A 16,141-nucleotide genomic window follows, 5' to 3' on the forward strand; every position below is an offset into this window, starting at 1 on the left:
TTGAAGCTTTTTCCCTCATTTTTTGACACCTAAAAGACACTCAAAAATGAGCGAATGACACACGGGTGTGCAGCCCACACGCGAAAAAAGAAAAATTTTCTTTCCTTGCCGGCCCGCTTGCTTTTCTGGGGAAATCGACACTAAAATAGTCACTCTTGCCTGTCGGCACTGAACGGTAACGATACAGGCACAGAAAAGGCACGGCATTTCAAAGCGTACGGTAAAAAGGAGGATGGTGCATTTTGTCATTGTCCGTACTTCATGCAGCGCCTAGTTTCGAAGATCTTAGCAAAATTTTATTTAAATTGTTTCACCTAACTATTTTACGTTTTTCCGGTGCGCAGAAAAGCCAATCATTGCTTAGAAGCACGGAAGCCTTTGCGGAAGAGACGGCATAGGTTTTATACTCCTAGGGGATTTTACGCTTTTTCGCTGGCTGCCATATAGCCTTTGTTCATTGGAAGGTGCTTCAATACCAAAATGCTGCGCTCGATATTTTGGGCTGTGAAAATGCCGGTTTTGGAAGTGCTGACAGGATGCTGTTGATTTCCTTTAATTGCTGTCGCAGTATATCATACAGCAGCACATTAGTAGTTTTGCCGCCTTTAAGCCTTTCGGCTTCTGTCGGATTCAGGCCTGCATGTTTTGTAGTTTTTTGTATACTCACTTCTACTTCATTTCTGAGTTCCGCCAGAATAATATCCATGTTGAACAAATCAGCTTGATATACTTTGTAAGTTCCATAGATATATAGGTAGCCTTTCCAAATAGCTTTTGGCTAATTGGGTTATTGTTGCATGAATGCCTAAAATTTCCTGTATGTATTCTATTGTTTTCTTCATTTGATACTCCATAATAATTCTATTTATGCTTAATAAAGTGAGAAGCTTTATTAAGCAGATTTTGAGTTATTAATTTGATTTACAAATAATTGAATTTATTTCAAATAGTCTGTGCTCATTTTGCTAAACAAAACCCAACTTCTTGGTAATAATAAGGTTGTATTTTCGATGCTAAATTCCGCAGTGTAGTTGTGATGATGCCCTTATGCTCAAAAGCCAATGCCCGATGCTTCAATCAGGTCATATAGCTCTACTGCAAAAGCCCCGTTCAACACATCGCCTTTATATACATCGGAGTAGTTTAAGAAAGTGGAAAATGATGGCGGAAAACAGTCGTCTTATCCCTTCCAAAGTTTTTAATTCCTTTCGAATACCGGTTAAACTTTCTTCATGCAACTGATTGTATTATTCGGCTGAAAAGCGATAATTCTTGTACTTGATGAGCTAAAAATCATTCAGGCTTTTTTCAATCTGCTACTGATGTGCGAAACTGATTTTGCTCCAAAATGTAGAGGAAATCAGTTTGACATTGTTATGTACGACTGAGGTATTGTTTACTAAAAGTATATTACTAATGATTTTTTCATGTAATACACCACTTTTTGCAACCATATCGAAATGGTAATACTCATGATTGCCAGGTAGCCAGTATGTAGTTTTAACATGGTTAGCCTCATAAGCAAAAAATCCTTGTGCTGGCTCATTACGGAAAAAGGCATGATATCACCTGCCTGCACCATAATTTTGCCTTCATGCGGCAACGAATGCCGCATTACAAATCCCTTGTTAGCAGGCAATTCTAAGTGAAGATCGGTGCCAAATTGAAGTTTGAATGGCAAATTCTATTTTATTGTGAGTTTTGCCATAATAGATTAGCCGCCTTAGGCATATTAAATAGATAGGATAAAATTGCGAATCTGCATTCTTCTTCGAAATAATAACTGTATATGCCGGGTTTGCAATTCCTTCTAATCTCGATAAGGTACTTCTTCCTTGCCACATTCGAATCGTATTATAACTAATGATAATATTGGCAACTCAGCATGCTTTATATAAGCTTGGCAATGATGATTTTACTATAGCACAGATTATCTATTTATCAACCACAAATTTTTATCCATTCGTGAAGCTCGGACGAGAAAGTATCAAAAAGATTAATTAATACTCTACCTGGTTTTTAAATAAATGCCTGGTGTCATTACCGATAGTTCACTTGTTTTATAGTCCTTGATGTTTCTTGTGATTATTATAGAGACATCCTTCTCATTGTCAGCGGCGAAATTTTGAAGGGCATCTTCAAAATCCTTAAACCCTGAGTGTAGCGCATTTAAAACAGTTTGCTTGTTTATTTGGGCAACTTCTATAATATTCAATAACTTTTTTAAGCTCTCTATTACCTTTTCATGCCTGGCAGTTTTCCTCAATATATAATAGACATTGCTAATCATTACAGGTGTTACAAACCCTTGTATCTCCCCCTTTTCGCATAGGCTGAGTAACTGGGTAGCATCGTTAGAAAAGGGCTTCCTGTCAAAGAAAAAATCAAGCACGACATCTGTGTCAATTAGTACTTTCTGCGCCATTATAAGTATTTTTCTAATAAGGAATCTGTAAGCTCTTTTTTGTAGTCGAAATTTTTGGGGAGTTTATAGGAGCCTCTTAGCGCTTTGACAATAGGTGTATTGTCATTACTGTTGATTGAGCTTCCTGTCAGCGCCTTAAGATAACTTTCCACTAAATCCGACAGGCTCCTTTCCTTTTTATTCGCGTATCTTTTTGCCCGTTCAATAACAGATTTTTCTATCGTCAATGTGAGTTTCGTATTCATAATTCCTCTTTTTACAAAGATAAGGTTTATTTTATTATACGTGCTATTTGGTTAAATAAAACACGTGTTTGAGGGGTGTTTATTTATTTCTGGAATTCGGCCTATTCAAGTCACTGAGGAAGATTATTTAATATTATGGCTATTTCTTTGAATGTAATTGTAAATCAATTTATTAAAGCTGAAAGGTTAATGAAGGAATGAATTATCTAATTGACGGTGAATGGGAAGTCACGGAATCATATAATTTTTAAGGATTAAAATAGGAATTACCTATCTGAGGAATGCTCAAACAATCGTGATTTAAACAATGCATGCTCCTCTAAAAATAATTAATCTGGATAATTAATTAATGATCTGTTCGGTTAGGTTCATCTTGCCCTACATATTCAAAGGATAAGTCAATACAATTCATATTGTCCGAATTGTATCAAAAGCGTACAATTTATAAATTATTATTGAATAATATATTAATTGGTTTTCAGTTAGATATAAGTGTGGCATATTAATAGGTGAGATTATAGAACAATACAAATATTGATAATGTTTAAAGTTCTAATTGGCTATGCTTAGACACTATTTACGAATTTCATGGAGAAATTTATTGCGTAATAGAAGTTTTACTTTTATTAATATTGGAGGCTTGGCAATAGGAATGACGGTTGCATTACTAATAGGTCTTTGGATTTTTAGTGAATATCAGTTTGATAAAGAATTTAAAAATTACGATAGCATTGTACAGGTAATGAGACAAGATACGATAGAAGGAAACATTGAAGTATCATCAGCAATTCCAATCCCATTAGTCAAGTTATTAAAAAATAAATATAACCAGTATTTTAAACATATCATTATAGGTAGTCTGGACGAGGATCATATTTTAAGCTATCATAATAAGCCTTTGGCAATTAGTGGTATGTATATGGATGAAGGTGTTGAAGATATGCTCTCTCTTAAAATGATTTATGGGAATTATGACAATTTTTCTGATCCTGAATCCATTTTAATTTCTCAGTCTGCATCTAAAGCATTCTTTGGAAATAGAAATCCTATAGGACAAAATTTAATGATTGATAACGAATATCCGGTTGAGGTAGCTGGAGTATATGAAGACTTTAAAAAGGATAATAGTTTTAATGGAAAAAACTTTATTGCAACTTGGAACCAATTTCTCAAATCAAATAATTGGGCAAAGGAAGCGGAGGATGATTGGGGAAATAATTCGTTTCAACTCTTTGCAGAGCTCGCCGGAAATCAATCTAGTCAATATGATAAAGTAATTACCCAAATAATTCAAAATGGCTTTGGAAAAGAAAATATACCAAATCTAAGAGCGGCACATTCAACTTTTCGCTTACTACCAATGAGAGACTGGCATTTAAGAAATCGATTTGAAAATGGTGTTCAGGATGGAGGTCTTATAACTCAGATTAGGTTATATTCCTTTATTGGCATGTTGGTATTATTGATTGCTTGTATTAATTTTATGAACCTTTATACCGCCAGAAGTGAAAGGAAATCCAAGGAGGTCGGTATCAGAAAGGCTCTCGGCTCAATTAGAAATCAACTCATTCTTCAATTTTATTTTGAGACGCTTTTAATTAGTGTGATAGCTTCAATTATTGCTATGATAATTGTTTGTATGGGTTTGCAATGGTTTAATAATTTTTATGAAACTGTTGTTATTATTCCTTGGCACAACCTTCTGTTTTGGGGAAGTTTCTTGCTATTTATTTTAATTACAACATTATTTGCAGGCAGTTATCCAGCATTTTATTTGTCTTCAATAAATGCTATTGTCGCATTAAAAGGTAAATTTAGAGTGGGAAAGAATACTGTAAATTCAAGGAAAGTTTTAATCGTTGGACAATTTTCAATTTCTTTAATTTTAATTATTGCCACCTGTGTGATATATGGTCAAATAAAATTTGCTGAAAAAAGGAATCCGGGATATAATAAAGATCAATTGATAACGATAAGAATGAAATCTAAAGATTTTTATGGGAAATACGATTTAATACGAAATGAGTTATTAAAAAAACGCTCTATAATTGAAATGTCAGAATCTTCCAGCCCTATGACTGAGGTATGGACATACAATGATGCATTTGATTGGGAAGGAAAAGATCCACGACTTGCTCAACGTTACGGCACAGTTTGGGTGACACCTAATTATGGGAAAACAGTTAACTGGAAAATAATTGATGGTAGAGATTTTTCTAATAAGGGTTTATCTGATAGTACAAGTATCATTTTAAATGAGGCTGCTGTTAAATATATGGGATTGAAAGATCCTATAGGCAAGCGAATTAAATGGGGTGATGGACCGGAGGCAAAATTTTATGAAGTTATTGGGGTTGTGAAAAATCTAATTACCCAATCCCCTTATCATGCTGCCTTGCAAACTGTTTACTTTTGGGACAATGAACAGAATTGCAATTGGATGATTTTAAAATTGAATAATTGGAAGGGCGGGCAAGAAGCAATTTCAAATATAGAAAGTGTTTTTAAAAAATATATTCCTGAAGCCCCTTTTGCCTATAACTTTGTAGACCAAAATTATAAACAAAAATTTGCTTCCGAAGATCGTGTTGGTACTTTGGCTGCATTATTTGCCACGTTGGCAATTTTCATTTGTTTTATTGGGCTTTTTGGTCTCGCTTCATTTATGGCAGAACAACGTATTAAAGAAATCGGAATTAGAAAAGTACTAGGAGCATCTGTGGTGCAACTTTGGTTGATGCTGTCAAAAAATTTCATTTACCTGGTTATAATTTCTATTGTTATTTCCATACCTTTTGGATGGTATATTATGAATCTTTGGCTCCAAAATTATAATTACAGGATTCCCATAAATGGATGGCTACTTGTTTTACCTGCATTATTATCTTTAATTATAGCACTTCTTACTGTTAGCTGGCATACAATTCGTGCTGCAAAAGTTAATCCGGTAAAAAGTATTGAAACAGAATAATTTGTAATTTAGGAAACTTTGAAATTGGTAGAACAGACTAAAATTATGTCTGGCTAAATTGTCTATCCTATCCCAAGGCGTATTTATAGGCAATATGAAATTTTAAATAGTATTTTCATTTGAGAATTTAAATGCGATTATGAATGAATTGTTAGGGCTTACTTCTATTATTCAGCCGCTATAGCCACTGGAAACTAAATTACTTATTAATTCCTTAAGCTAGGTTAAGATTTGCGTCATATGCTTATTTATCAAACCACTAACTATCTACATCGATTATCAACCAATGTCGATAGTTAGTGGTGTAAATTAAGTGAAAAATAAAGGCAATATTTAAGTTAGTGGGATTAAAACAGAATTTGCTTAACTGGCATCCATGGTCATAATATCCCTATCAAAGAGATAAAGACCGCTTCTGTCCTCGCCAATCATCTCTAATTTATCATTGCATTCTCTGGCCAGTCTTTCTTCTTCCATTTGTTCATTGACATACCATTGCAGGAAGTTATGGGTGGCATAATCTTTTTCCTGTAAGGCCAAATCGACCAGATTGTTAATACTGTTACTGACCTTTATTTCATGGTCAAGCAGGATTTCAAAAGCTTTTTTCAAGGAAACAAAAGTTAGTGTTGGCTGTTCCAGTTTTGGGATTATAGCAAACCCACCTCTTTCATTAATATAATGAATCAGTTTCAGCATATGCATGCGCTCTTCTTCACTATGGCGAAAGAAAAATTGAGTCACGCCTTTTAGACCTGGTTGAATTTCGCCCCAGCTACCCATCGCAAGATAGGCCTGAGATGATTGCGCCTCCATTAATACTTGCTGGTTTAGCGCATCCTTCATTGTTTGTGATAACATTCTTTATGGGTTTATCGGGTTAAATAATATGCGTTCTTTAATATCAAATTTAGGGTTTTCCATTCTAATAACGACTGATTAACAATAAGATTTTCTTTTGTTTTTATTGTCAATGTCTGCAAAATATTGAACTAGAACTGAAGGGTTTTTCGAAATTCGGAATATTTAAGAAAAAATGGCTTGTTAGGTTTTATGGTGACAAATTTGTCTTTTAAACTATTGATTATAAGCTAGTAAGATGTGTTGGATGAACGGTATATCTAAATTGCGGAAATAGAATTAAATTTAATTGATATTAAGGGCCAGGGATTTTGAAATTTTTATTTTCCATAAAGTTAAATGGCAAACTATGAGCTCAACTAATCATTATGTTTCCTTGAGTACTGATTTTGATAATAATCCATCTTCTATTGCTGGAAAACAGGTACATTTTTCAGATAAAATTTTACTCTATTTACTGGCGCTTCTCATCGTATTTATTCCGTTTTTACTATTAAACGGTTATTATGAACCGCACAGAGATGAATTTTTATATTTGGCCGAGGGCAATCACCTTTCCTGGGGATTTATGGAAGTACCCCCCATGCTTTCTCTAATTTCATCCATGATTCATTGGATGGGAGGATCTATGTTTTGGATTAGATTTTGGCCCGGATTGTTTGGAGGAGCTACATTTCTTTTAGCTGGATCTATTTTGCTTTCTTTAGGTGGGAGAAAACTGGGCTTATTATTGCTTTATTTGCCTTTTCTGTGTGGTGTGTACCTAAGGCTCTTTTTGCTGTTTCAGCCCAATTCTCTGGAAGTTTTCTTTGATACATTGTGTGCATTTTCCATTATCCGGTTTATACAGACAAGGGGTATAAAATGGCTTTATTTATTCGGAGTCAGTGCAGGACTTGGCATGCTCAGTAAATATTCCGTTGGGGTATTTATAATAAGTCTGGTGATAGGTTTATTACTAGGGAAACAGCGGCATGTTATTTTCAACCGACATTTTTGGTATGCTACTTTGATTGGTATTATTATATTTTTACCGAATTTACTCTGGCAATTTCATCACGGCTTACCGGTGGTTCATCATATGGAACTACTTAATAAATATCAGCTGCAGTATATTGATAGAATGGGATTTCTGAAAGACCAGTTATTGATGAATCTGGCTACGGTGTATATTTGGGTTGCAGGGTTGCTATATTTGTTGTGGGGCCATAAATTTCGTCCATATCAATTTATAGCCATTGCTTATTTATCTGTACTGACTATTTTAATGATGCTGCATGGTAAAAATTATTATGCATTAGGTGCTTATCCTTTTTTATTTTCCTTTGGAGCTCTGGCTATTGAAAATTGGTTTCGGAAAGGGAAAAAAGTGGTTGTCGCCTTACTGATATGTTTTTCTGTAGTACTGGGATTCTGGCTGGTTCCCTTAATGATTCCTGTTTTTGAGCCGGTAAAATTAGCTGCGTATTATCAGAAAATGGGGGTAGCAAAAACGGGGGCCTTAAAATGGGAGGATTTAAAGGATCATGCTTTGCCACAGGATTTTGCAGACATGCAGGGCTGGAGGGAGATGGCCGCCAAAGTTCAAAAGGCCTATAACCTGTTAACGCCTCAGCAAAAACAGCATACAATCATCTTCTGTGATAATTATGGACAGGCCGGAGCGGTCGATTATTATCGAAAGTTGTTTGATCTGCCCGAGCCTCTAAGTACCAATGCGAGTTATTTATACTGGATACCAGATCACCTATCCATGAATCTGCAGAATATCGTTCTTGTTACAGATGATCAACAGGAAATGAGCCATCCTTTTATTAAACAATGCCGGGAAGCGGTTTTGGTGGATAGTATTACGACGCCTTATGCAAAAGAGAGAGGTAGCCTGATTATTTTATTCAAAGACATAAATGATACATTTAAAGCCATGATCAAGACGAAAATTGAGAATGAAAAGTCCGTTTTTAAAAAGAAGTAGTCTTTTTAAATGCCATCGGAATATTTATTTGAATTATTAAAGGACGGTAGCTTCCAGTGATACCTGAGCGCTAGTATTCTAAGTACAAAGCATAAGGCGAATCCCAGTGGGAATGTCCAGCCATTGGGAATGGAAAAATAATCGCCGGCGACTACCACCAAGGCGCCCAACAGTGCAGCTGAGGCGTAGATCTCATTTTCAAAAATTACAGGGATGCGGTTTAGGAATATATCTCTGATAACGCCGCCGCCAACAGCCGTAAGTATTCCCAGCATAACGGCCACTTCATAATTATGCCCATATCCCAGGGCTTTTTCGGCTCCGGAAACAGCAAAAAGCGATAACCCCAGCGCATCAAATAATATGACTGGCCTGTTCAATAATTTTAACATTGGGCCAAAGCCTAAAGCGACTCCCACAGCAATGAGGGAGGTTAAAAGATATCGCCAGTCAGAAATTCCTGCGGGAGGAATGGCGCCTATACTGATATCTCTTAATATGCCTCCGCCGCAGGCTACGGTAAAGGCGACGACAATGATCCCAAATATATCCAGCCCTTTGACTTTGGCCGCTATTGCGCCACTGATAGCAAATGCAAAAGTGCCTCCCAGGTCAATGACTGTATAAAAGGTGTGTAAATGATCCATGAATTATTCAGGCTGATTTAACCAGGTTGCTGCTGCACTAATCATTGCCTGCAAGCCTGTTTTTAGGGTAGGGTGAATGACCGGGTAGAATTTTGGGGAATGATTACTGGGTATGGTATTTAACTTATTGTTTTGTTTGGCTGTCCGGTAAAGGACAGGGTCTGTACCTCCTACAAACCAAAACACATAAGGGACATTCCAGTTGCGGCCAAAAATGCTAAAATCTTCACTGGCAGTGGCCGGGGCTGTTTCAAAAGACTTGTCCCCAAATTGAGCATCAAAACTGGCTGCGAGTTTTGAAGTTGCCTGGACATCGTTTTCTGTAACCGGATAACTGTCTAATGTCGTAAATTCAGGGTCTTTTGGTGCGTTGGATGCCAGGCACTCTGCTTTACAGATTCTGTGAACGGCAGATAAAATATGGTCCTTGACGCTGTCATCAAAGGTTCGGATATTCAATTTAAGAGTCGCATCATCCGGAATGATGTTTTCTTTGATACCTGCCTGCAATGCGCCAATAGTCAGTACCGCCATTTTATTTGGATCGATTTCCCTGGAGACGATGGTTTGCAAGCGCATGGCGGTCGAGGCTGCCATGATTACCGGATCTATAGAAGTCTGAGGGGAGGAGCCGTGGGCGCCCTGACCAAATAATTTTACTTTAAGACTATTGCCCGCCGTCAGAATTTTTCCTGGTCTGTGACCAACTGTTCCTGCTTCTCCCACCATAACGTGCTGGCCAAGGATAATATCCGGTTTAGGGAACCTGTCCATCATACCATCATCTATCATGGATTGGGCACCTTTTCCCACTTCTTCCCCTGGCTGGAAAACCACCATGAGGGTGCCCTGCCAAAGGCTTTTGTGAGTGGCAAATAGTTTGGCGACACCTATCATCCAGGTGACATGGATATCATGACCACAGACATGGGATACACCGACTTCGTTGCCTTCCTCATCTTTGCCTTTTACGGTGCTCGCATAGGGCAGGCCGGTGGCTTCCGTTACAGGCAGGGCGTCCATATCGGCTCTGACCATTACAACAGCGCCCGGCCCGTTTTCCATTAAGCCGACAACACCTGTAATGCCCACGGGTGCAGTGACTGTATATCCATATTGTTTTAAATGATCTGCCGCCAGCTTTGATGTTCTGAATTCCTGCATGGAAAGTTCAGGATGACTGTGAATGTCTTTGTAAATTGCTTCCAGCTCAGGAAGTAATTGTTCTATGTCCTTATCCAGGATGCTATTTAGGGAAATTATTTGTTGCGGAGTCATTGTCCTTGATTTTAGATAAAGTAAGGTACGAAACTTTGACCACAGAAAGGCGCTGCTTTTTACCCTAGATTGCTTTTGGCCATAATTTAAGATTCCTTTTCAAGCACTTCAGGATTGGCAATACCTGTGGGCGTTCCCTTTATATAATTTAAAATGTTTTCAAAGGCTTTGCTGAAATATAACTCATAACCCGCCTTTTCCACATACCCGATATGGGGCGTACAGACATTATTAGGGAATTGCAATAGGGGATAGTCTTTATCATATATGGGTTCCTGCTCATAAACATCCAAGCCGACATTTATTTTTTTGCCAGCCTGAAGTACTTCAAGAAGGGCCCCGGCTTCAATGAGTTCCGCTCTGGAGGTATTTATCAGGGTCGCATTCTCTTTCATTGTTAAAAGATCTGCTTTGCGCAGTATGCCCAGGGTATCTTTATTTAGTCTAAGGTGCAGGGTGATAATATCTGCAGATTGGAAAAAGGTGGCTTTACTGTCTGCTGCAAGGAAGCCGTCTAGTATGGCCTTTTGCCGGGAGCTGTCACTTCCCCAAACTAAAACGGAGGCGCCGAACACTTTGGCATATTGGGCAATTTTTTTGCCTATTTTTCCATACCCCCAGATGCCAATGGTTTTGCCGTAAATACAATCTCCGATGCCGATCTGCCAGTTGCCGTTTTTCATGCCTTCGATGGCCTGAGGAATTTTTCTAACCGTATTCATCAGCAGGGCCCAGGTGAGTTCAGCAGGAGCGGTGGGTGAACCGACGCCTTCGGCCACAGCTACCTTATGGCTGGTACAGTCGGCAAGGTTTAGATGATTGGAGATTTTACCGGTTTGGCTGATAAGTTTCAGATTGGGAAGCCGGTGAAGCAGTGCTGCATTTATTAAGGTGCGCTCCCGGATAAGCACCAGCGCTTCTGTCTGTAGTAACCGTTTTGCCAAAATCTCAGGGTCTTTCTGCGTGGTGTTATAAATTTCAACATCCTGATGCTGAAGTAACTTAAAACAGGATAAAGTGCGGACAACATCCTGATAGTCATCTAATATTGTGATTTTCATATTCTTTTTTAGTAGGTGAACCGAATGCTATTCATGGTACTGTCTCAGGATATAAAAAAATATAGAGAAACCGTACTGGATGATCAAAATTAATGAATAAAGTGGGAACACTTTTGTTTTTCAAAGGGTTAGGCGCATAAAAGGATTTTGGAGGGCCAACAGATACCTTATATGGATTTTAACCTCCAAATCCTTGGTTTTGCGTTATTTTTGCCCACATAAATATATTCATATGCGCCCAATACAAATGGTCGATTTAAAGACCCAATATCAAAAAATAAAACCTCAAATTGATAAAGCAGTCATAGATGTACTGGAAAGTGCTGCCTTTATTGGTGGCAAACCGGTCACTGAGTTGGCAGAGAAATTAGCTAACTATTTGAATGTTAAGCATGTAGTTCCTTGCGCCAATGGTACCGATGCGTTGCAGATTGCCTTGATGGCACTCGATTTGCAACCTGGGGATGAAGTTATTACACCATCTTTTACTTTTATTGCCACCACTGAAGTAGTGGCCCTATTAAAAATAAAGCCTGTATTTGTGGATGTGGATCCGGGCACCTTCTGTATGGATATTGAATCTGTCAAAAATGCCATTACGGACAAAACCAAGGCCATCGTTCCAGTTCATTTATATGGTCAGGCAACCGATATGGAACCTTTAATGCAATTGGCAAAGGCGCATAATATTGCAGTCATCGAAGATAATGCCCAAGCCATTGGATGTGACTATACCTTCAGTGATGGGACTGTTAAAAAGACGGGGACAATCGGCGATATTGGTACCACCTCTTTTTTTCCGTCCAAAAATCTGGGTGGTTATGGAGACGGAGGCGCTATTTTTACAGATAATGACGAGCTGGCTAGTAAGATGAGGATTATTGCTTCTCACGGCTCAGCCAAAAGGTACTACCATGAAGTTGTAGGTGTTAATTCAAGATTAGATACTATACAGGCCGCTATTCTAGGTATTAAATTGCCGCTATTAGATGAATATATTGCAGCACGCAATAAAGCCGCTGCTTATTATGACACGGCTTTTGAAGGTCATCCCAATATTAAAATTCCGGCCAGAAGCCATTACTCAAACCATGTCTTTCATCAATATACCCTGATATTGGAAAATGTAGACCGTGACGCCTTGCAATCCTATTTAGCAGAACAGCAGATTCCGGCCATGATTTATTATCCTGTTCCGGGCCATCGTCAGCAAATGTTTGCAGCATTTGATACCAATTATGATTTGCCGGTGACTGATTACCTTACGACAAGGGTGATTTCCTTGCCCATTCATACTGAGCTTGATGAAGAACAACTGGCTCATATCACAAAGCATGTTTTAGCATTCTGTAACCGTTAAACCCGAATTATTTTGAATACAAATGCACCAACAATCCTGGTGACAGGGAAAAACGGACAGCTTGGAAGTGAGCTGATGGGAATTCAGATGTCTTATCCAGGTTATAGGTTTGTTTTTTTAGACAGAAAGGATTTGGATCTTTCAACCTTGGAGGGATTATCCGGATTATTTGAACAATATCAACCTGCATTTTTTGTGAATGCAGGAGCTTATACTGCTGTGGATAAGGCGGAGTCAGATAAAGAACTGGCGATGTCCGTGAATGGTATTGCACCTGGAAAAATTGCCGCCATTTGTAAACAGTTTGGAACGAAGTTGATTCATGTGTCAACAGATTATGTGTTTGACGGAAATGGGGAATATCCTTATCTGCCCGATCATCCAACTAGTCCGGTAAATTATTATGGCCAAAGTAAACTACAGGGGGAGCAAGCAGCGATGGAAGCAAATAATGCTTCCATTATTATCCGCACTGCCTGGGTATATAGTGCCTATGGTAATAATTTTGTAAAAACCATGCTGCGATTAATGAATGAAAGGCCATCGATTGGCGTTGTCAGCGACCAGTTTGGGGCGCCTACTTATGCCAGAGATTTGGCAATTGCCATAATGGATATTATTGAAAAAGGAGCCGGCCATTATGGTATTTATCATTTTAGCAATGAAGGCAAAATTACCTGGTGGGATTTTGCGGTAGCCATTAAGGAGATTGCCGGCTTAAATTGTCAGGTAAATCCAATTTCCACGGCAGATTTTCCTACCCCTGCCAAAAGACCAGCTTATTCTGTATTGGATAAGGATAAACTCAAAAAGGATTATGACGTTCAGCCAAGAGACTGGAAAGCTGCCCTAAAAGAGTGTATGGGTTATCTCGAGCGAATTTAATGATAACAAGTACTGCACCGGACTGGCGCCAGAACTTTGTCTTTATAGACTGGAAAAAAGAAAGGGCCATGAGCCAGTTAAGATTTGAACATTTCAATTTAACTGCCTCATGGCCTTATTTTTATTGGGTCTGACTTTTATAATGCAGCCTGCTGTTATTTACCAAACTTCTTTTTAAGCAGGGATAACGCGTCGCCCATAGCGAGATTAGACAAGTCCTGTTCCGGTTTTTTATTAACCGTACGAGCCTTTTCTCTTGGTTTATTGCCCGAAGCGGGTGCTGAGGAGCTGTTTTCTTCCGCCTGTCTGATGGATAGCCCTATTCTGGAGCGGGCAATATCCACTTCCATTACTTTTACTTTTACCTTGTCGTTTAATTTAACCACCTCGTTAGGGTCTGTAATATACCGGTTGGCCAGTTCGGAAACATGGACCAGGCCATCCTGTTTTACACCGATATCCACAAATACCCCAAAGCGGGTGATATTGGTTACAATACCTGGAACAACCATGCCTACCATGACGTCTTCGATTTTATAAATGCTGGCATATTCAAATTGCTCGATTTCACTACGTGGATCCAATCCCGGTTTTTTTAATTCGCTGAGTACATCTTTTATGGTATGTTCTCCAAAGGACTCAGATATGTATTTTTTGACATCAATTGATGCAATCAGTTTTTCATTGCCCACCAAATCTCCAACAGAAATTTGCAGATCCTTGGCCATGGTCTCTACTAAAGGATAAGACTCAGGATGCACCGCACTCGCATCCAGCGGATTTGTTCCTTTTTTAATTCGCATAAAACCTGCACATTGTTCAAAGGCTTTGCCGCCAAGTCTGGGAACCTCTAAAAGTTGTTTTCTGGTAGAAAATCCGCCAATTTCCGTACGGTGACGGATGATATTTTCTGCAAGAGAGGGGCCGATACCACTCACGTAGCTTAATAAATGTTTGCTGGCTGTATTGAGGTTCACTCCAACGGCATTTACACAACTGACCACCGTTTGGTCCAGTCTTTCTTTAAGCCTGAACTGATTGACGTCATGCTGATACTGACCGACACCAATGCTTTTCGGGTCGATTTTTACTAGTTCGGCCAGAGGGTCCATCAGGCGTCTGCCGATACTAACGGCTCCTCTAATGGTAAGATCCTGTTCAGGAAATTCTTCTCTGGCAATTTCTGAGGCTGAATAAATAGACGCTCCATCCTCATTGACCAGAAATACAGGTAATCCTAAATTAAGGGAACGAATGAATTGGTCCGTTTCTCTGCCCGCTGTTCCATCTCCAATAGCAAAAACCTGGATATCAAATTGCCTGACAAGGGAGCGAATGGTGTTTTCAGCTTCAATTATTCGGTGATTTTTTTCATGCACGTAAATCAAATCTGTTTTGAGCAGATCTCCTTTATCATCTAAAATAACCACTTTGCAACCCGTCCGGTATCCCGGATCAATTGCCAGCATTCTTTTACTGCCTAAAGGAGAAGACAACAACAGTTGCCTTAAGTTTTCGGCAAATACATTGATGGCTTCTTCGTCTGCCTGTTGCTTTAATTGAGTGCGGAACTCCGTTTCCAGGCTGGGCTGCAATAATCTACGATAGGTATCCCGGACGGCCTTTTTGACCTGAAGGCTGGCAGCCGTGCCATTAGGTTTGTAATATTTATCCTCTAATTGCAGCAGTGCAATTTCTTCTGATGGGCTAATGGACATTCTTAAGAAGCCTTCCAGAAAACCACGCAGCACCGCTAGAATTCTATGGGAGGGAATCTTGGATATTAATTCAGAAAACTCAAAATAATCTTTGAACTTGGCACCTTCTGTTTCTTTACCGGAAATAACAGAGCTTTCCAAAACGGCCTCGTTTTCAAATAATCTGCGTACTTCGGCGCGGGTCTCGGCGTCTTCATTAATCATTTCCGAGATAATATCTCGCGCTCCTTGTAAAGCCTGATCGGTTGTTAATATCGTATCATTAAGGTATTTGGAAGCCTCTGCCTCTATATCGAAGTCAGCCTGCTCCAATACACGCAGTCCTAAAGGCTCCAGACCGGCTTCTCTGGCTGCCTGCGCCTTGGTTTTTCGTTTTGGCTTATAAGGGAGGTATATATCCTCAATCTCTGCCAGGGTAGTGGCTTTCGATAATTTATCCTGCAGGGTGTCGGTCATTTTTCCCTGTTCGGTAATGGCGTTTTCAACAAAGGCCTTGCGCTCCGTAAATTCTTTCAAAAATTTGGCCTCATCCTGAATGGACTGGATTTGGACTTCATCGAGTGCACCAGTCTTGTCTTTTCGGTAACGGGCTATAAATGGGATCGTACTGCCTTCTTGCAGCAGTGTCAGGACTGCTTCGACTTGAACGGCGCGTAGATTTAATTTAGACGCTATAGGTTGTGCGAATTCCAGCATATATAATGTGTTTTTTAGC

General features: G+C 39.0%; 12 protein-coding genes. 4 read left to right on the plus strand and 8 right to left on the minus strand.

The features are described from left to right. Positions 1-469: 469 nt before the first annotated feature. The 3 genes from BLU80_RS03030 to BLU80_RS03045 form a co-directional block, all read right to left on the minus strand. Positions 470-706: a hypothetical protein gene (locus tag BLU80_RS03030; protein WP_091393171.1), complete on the minus strand. Its 237-nt coding sequence runs from the start codon at positions 704-706 to the stop codon at positions 470-472. 1,302 nt (positions 707-2,008) lie between these two features. Next, a complete protein-coding gene (locus tag BLU80_RS03040) occupies positions 2,009-2,425 on the minus strand; it encodes a PIN domain-containing protein (protein ID WP_091393177.1) in 417 nt (138 codons plus the stop codon). Further along, a complete protein-coding gene (locus BLU80_RS03045; protein WP_091393181.1) occupies positions 2,425-2,670 on the minus strand; it encodes a DUF6364 family protein in 246 nt (81 codons plus the stop codon). Before BLU80_RS03045 ends, BLU80_RS03040 begins: the two co-directional genes overlap by 1 nt. Before the next feature lie 562 nt (positions 2,671-3,232). On the opposite strand from BLU80_RS03045, the gene BLU80_RS03050 reads away from it, so the two are divergent. Next, positions 3,233-5,641 carry an ABC transporter permease gene (locus tag BLU80_RS03050; protein WP_091393186.1) on the plus strand — a complete coding sequence of 803 codons (2,409 nt, stop codon included), beginning with the start codon at positions 3,233-3,235 and terminating at the stop codon, positions 5,639-5,641. Positions 5,642-6,004: 363 nt separating this feature from the next. On the opposite strand, the gene BLU80_RS03055 is transcribed toward BLU80_RS03050, so the two are convergent. Continuing rightward, the gene (locus BLU80_RS03055) at positions 6,005-6,502 is read right to left on the minus strand and encodes a ferritin (RefSeq protein WP_091393190.1); all 498 of its coding nucleotides are present in this window, start codon (positions 6,500-6,502) and stop codon (positions 6,005-6,007) included. 349 nt (positions 6,503-6,851) lie between these two features. On the opposite strand from BLU80_RS03055, the gene BLU80_RS03060 reads away from it, so the two are divergent. Further along, positions 6,852-8,477, plus strand: a complete 1,626-nt coding sequence (locus tag BLU80_RS03060; protein WP_139188070.1) for a glycosyltransferase family 39 protein — start codon at positions 6,852-6,854, stop codon at positions 8,475-8,477. 5 nt (positions 8,478-8,482) lie between these two features. On the opposite strand, the gene BLU80_RS03065 is transcribed toward BLU80_RS03060, so the two are convergent. The 3 genes from BLU80_RS03065 to BLU80_RS03075 form a co-directional block, all read right to left on the minus strand. Further along, complete coding sequence (locus BLU80_RS03065; RefSeq protein ID WP_091393202.1) at positions 8,483-9,124, minus strand: trimeric intracellular cation channel family protein; 642 nt, start codon at positions 9,122-9,124, stop codon at positions 8,483-8,485. Between the two features lie 3 nt (positions 9,125-9,127). Further along, positions 9,128-10,402 carry a M20 family metallopeptidase gene (locus BLU80_RS03070; RefSeq protein ID WP_091393206.1) on the minus strand — a complete coding sequence of 425 codons (1,275 nt, stop codon included), beginning with the start codon at positions 10,400-10,402 and terminating at the stop codon, positions 9,128-9,130. An 86-nt stretch (positions 10,403-10,488) separates the two neighbouring features. Further along, on the minus strand, positions 10,489-11,463 hold the full coding sequence (locus BLU80_RS03075; RefSeq protein ID WP_091393209.1) for a D-2-hydroxyacid dehydrogenase family protein: 975 nt from the start codon (positions 11,461-11,463) through the stop codon (positions 10,489-10,491). 232 nt (positions 11,464-11,695) lie between these two features. Here BLU80_RS03075 and BLU80_RS03080 point away from each other — a divergent pair, with 232 nt between their 5' ends. Continuing rightward, positions 11,696-12,823, plus strand: a complete 1,128-nt coding sequence (locus BLU80_RS03080; protein WP_091393213.1) for a DegT/DnrJ/EryC1/StrS family aminotransferase — start codon at positions 11,696-11,698, stop codon at positions 12,821-12,823. A gap of 12 nt (positions 12,824-12,835) precedes the next feature. Next, positions 12,836-13,708, plus strand: a complete 873-nt coding sequence (rfbD, locus tag BLU80_RS03085) for a dTDP-4-dehydrorhamnose reductase (RefSeq protein WP_244518699.1) — start codon at positions 12,836-12,838, stop codon at positions 13,706-13,708. Positions 13,709-13,863: 155 nt separating this feature from the next. On the opposite strand, the gene BLU80_RS03090 is transcribed toward rfbD, so the two are convergent. Further along, entirely contained in the window at positions 13,864-16,122 is a 2,259-nt protein-coding gene (locus tag BLU80_RS03090; RefSeq protein ID WP_170831125.1) for a Tex family protein, read from the minus strand. Positions 16,123-16,141: the final 19 nt, after the last annotated feature.

Source organism: Arachidicoccus rhizosphaerae (assembly GCF_900107765.1).
In the GTDB taxonomy this organism is placed as follows: domain Bacteria; phylum Bacteroidota; class Bacteroidia; order Chitinophagales; family Chitinophagaceae; genus Arachidicoccus; species Arachidicoccus rhizosphaerae.

Coding starts and splice junctions, on each gene's coding strand:
- BLU80_RS03060 (WP_139188070.1), top strand. CDS start 6,852: ATGAGCTCAACTAATCATTATGTTTCCTTGAGTACTGATTTTGATAAT.
- BLU80_RS03040 (WP_091393177.1), bottom strand. CDS start 2,425: ATGGCGCAGAAAGTACTAATTGACACAGATGTCGTGCTTGATTTTTTC.
- BLU80_RS03075 (WP_091393209.1), bottom strand. CDS start 11,463: ATGAAAATCACAATATTAGATGACTATCAGGATGTTGTCCGCACTTTA.
- BLU80_RS03080 (WP_091393213.1), top strand. CDS start 11,696: ATGCGCCCAATACAAATGGTCGATTTAAAGACCCAATATCAAAAAATA.
- BLU80_RS03030 (WP_091393171.1), bottom strand. CDS start 706: ATGGATATTATTCTGGCGGAACTCAGAAATGAAGTAGAAGTGAGTATA.
- BLU80_RS03050 (WP_091393186.1), top strand. CDS start 3,233: ATGCTTAGACACTATTTACGAATTTCATGGAGAAATTTATTGCGTAAT.
- BLU80_RS03055 (WP_091393190.1), bottom strand. CDS start 6,502: ATGTTATCACAAACAATGAAGGATGCGCTAAACCAGCAAGTATTAATG.
- BLU80_RS03090 (WP_170831125.1), bottom strand. CDS start 16,122: ATGCTGGAATTCGCACAACCTATAGCGTCTAAATTAAATCTACGCGCC.
- BLU80_RS03070 (WP_091393206.1), bottom strand. CDS start 10,402: ATGACTCCGCAACAAATAATTTCCCTAAATAGCATCCTGGATAAGGAC.
- BLU80_RS03045 (WP_091393181.1), bottom strand. CDS start 2,670: ATGAATACGAAACTCACATTGACGATAGAAAAATCTGTTATTGAACGG.
- BLU80_RS03065 (WP_091393202.1), bottom strand. CDS start 9,124: ATGGATCATTTACACACCTTTTATACAGTCATTGACCTGGGAGGCACT.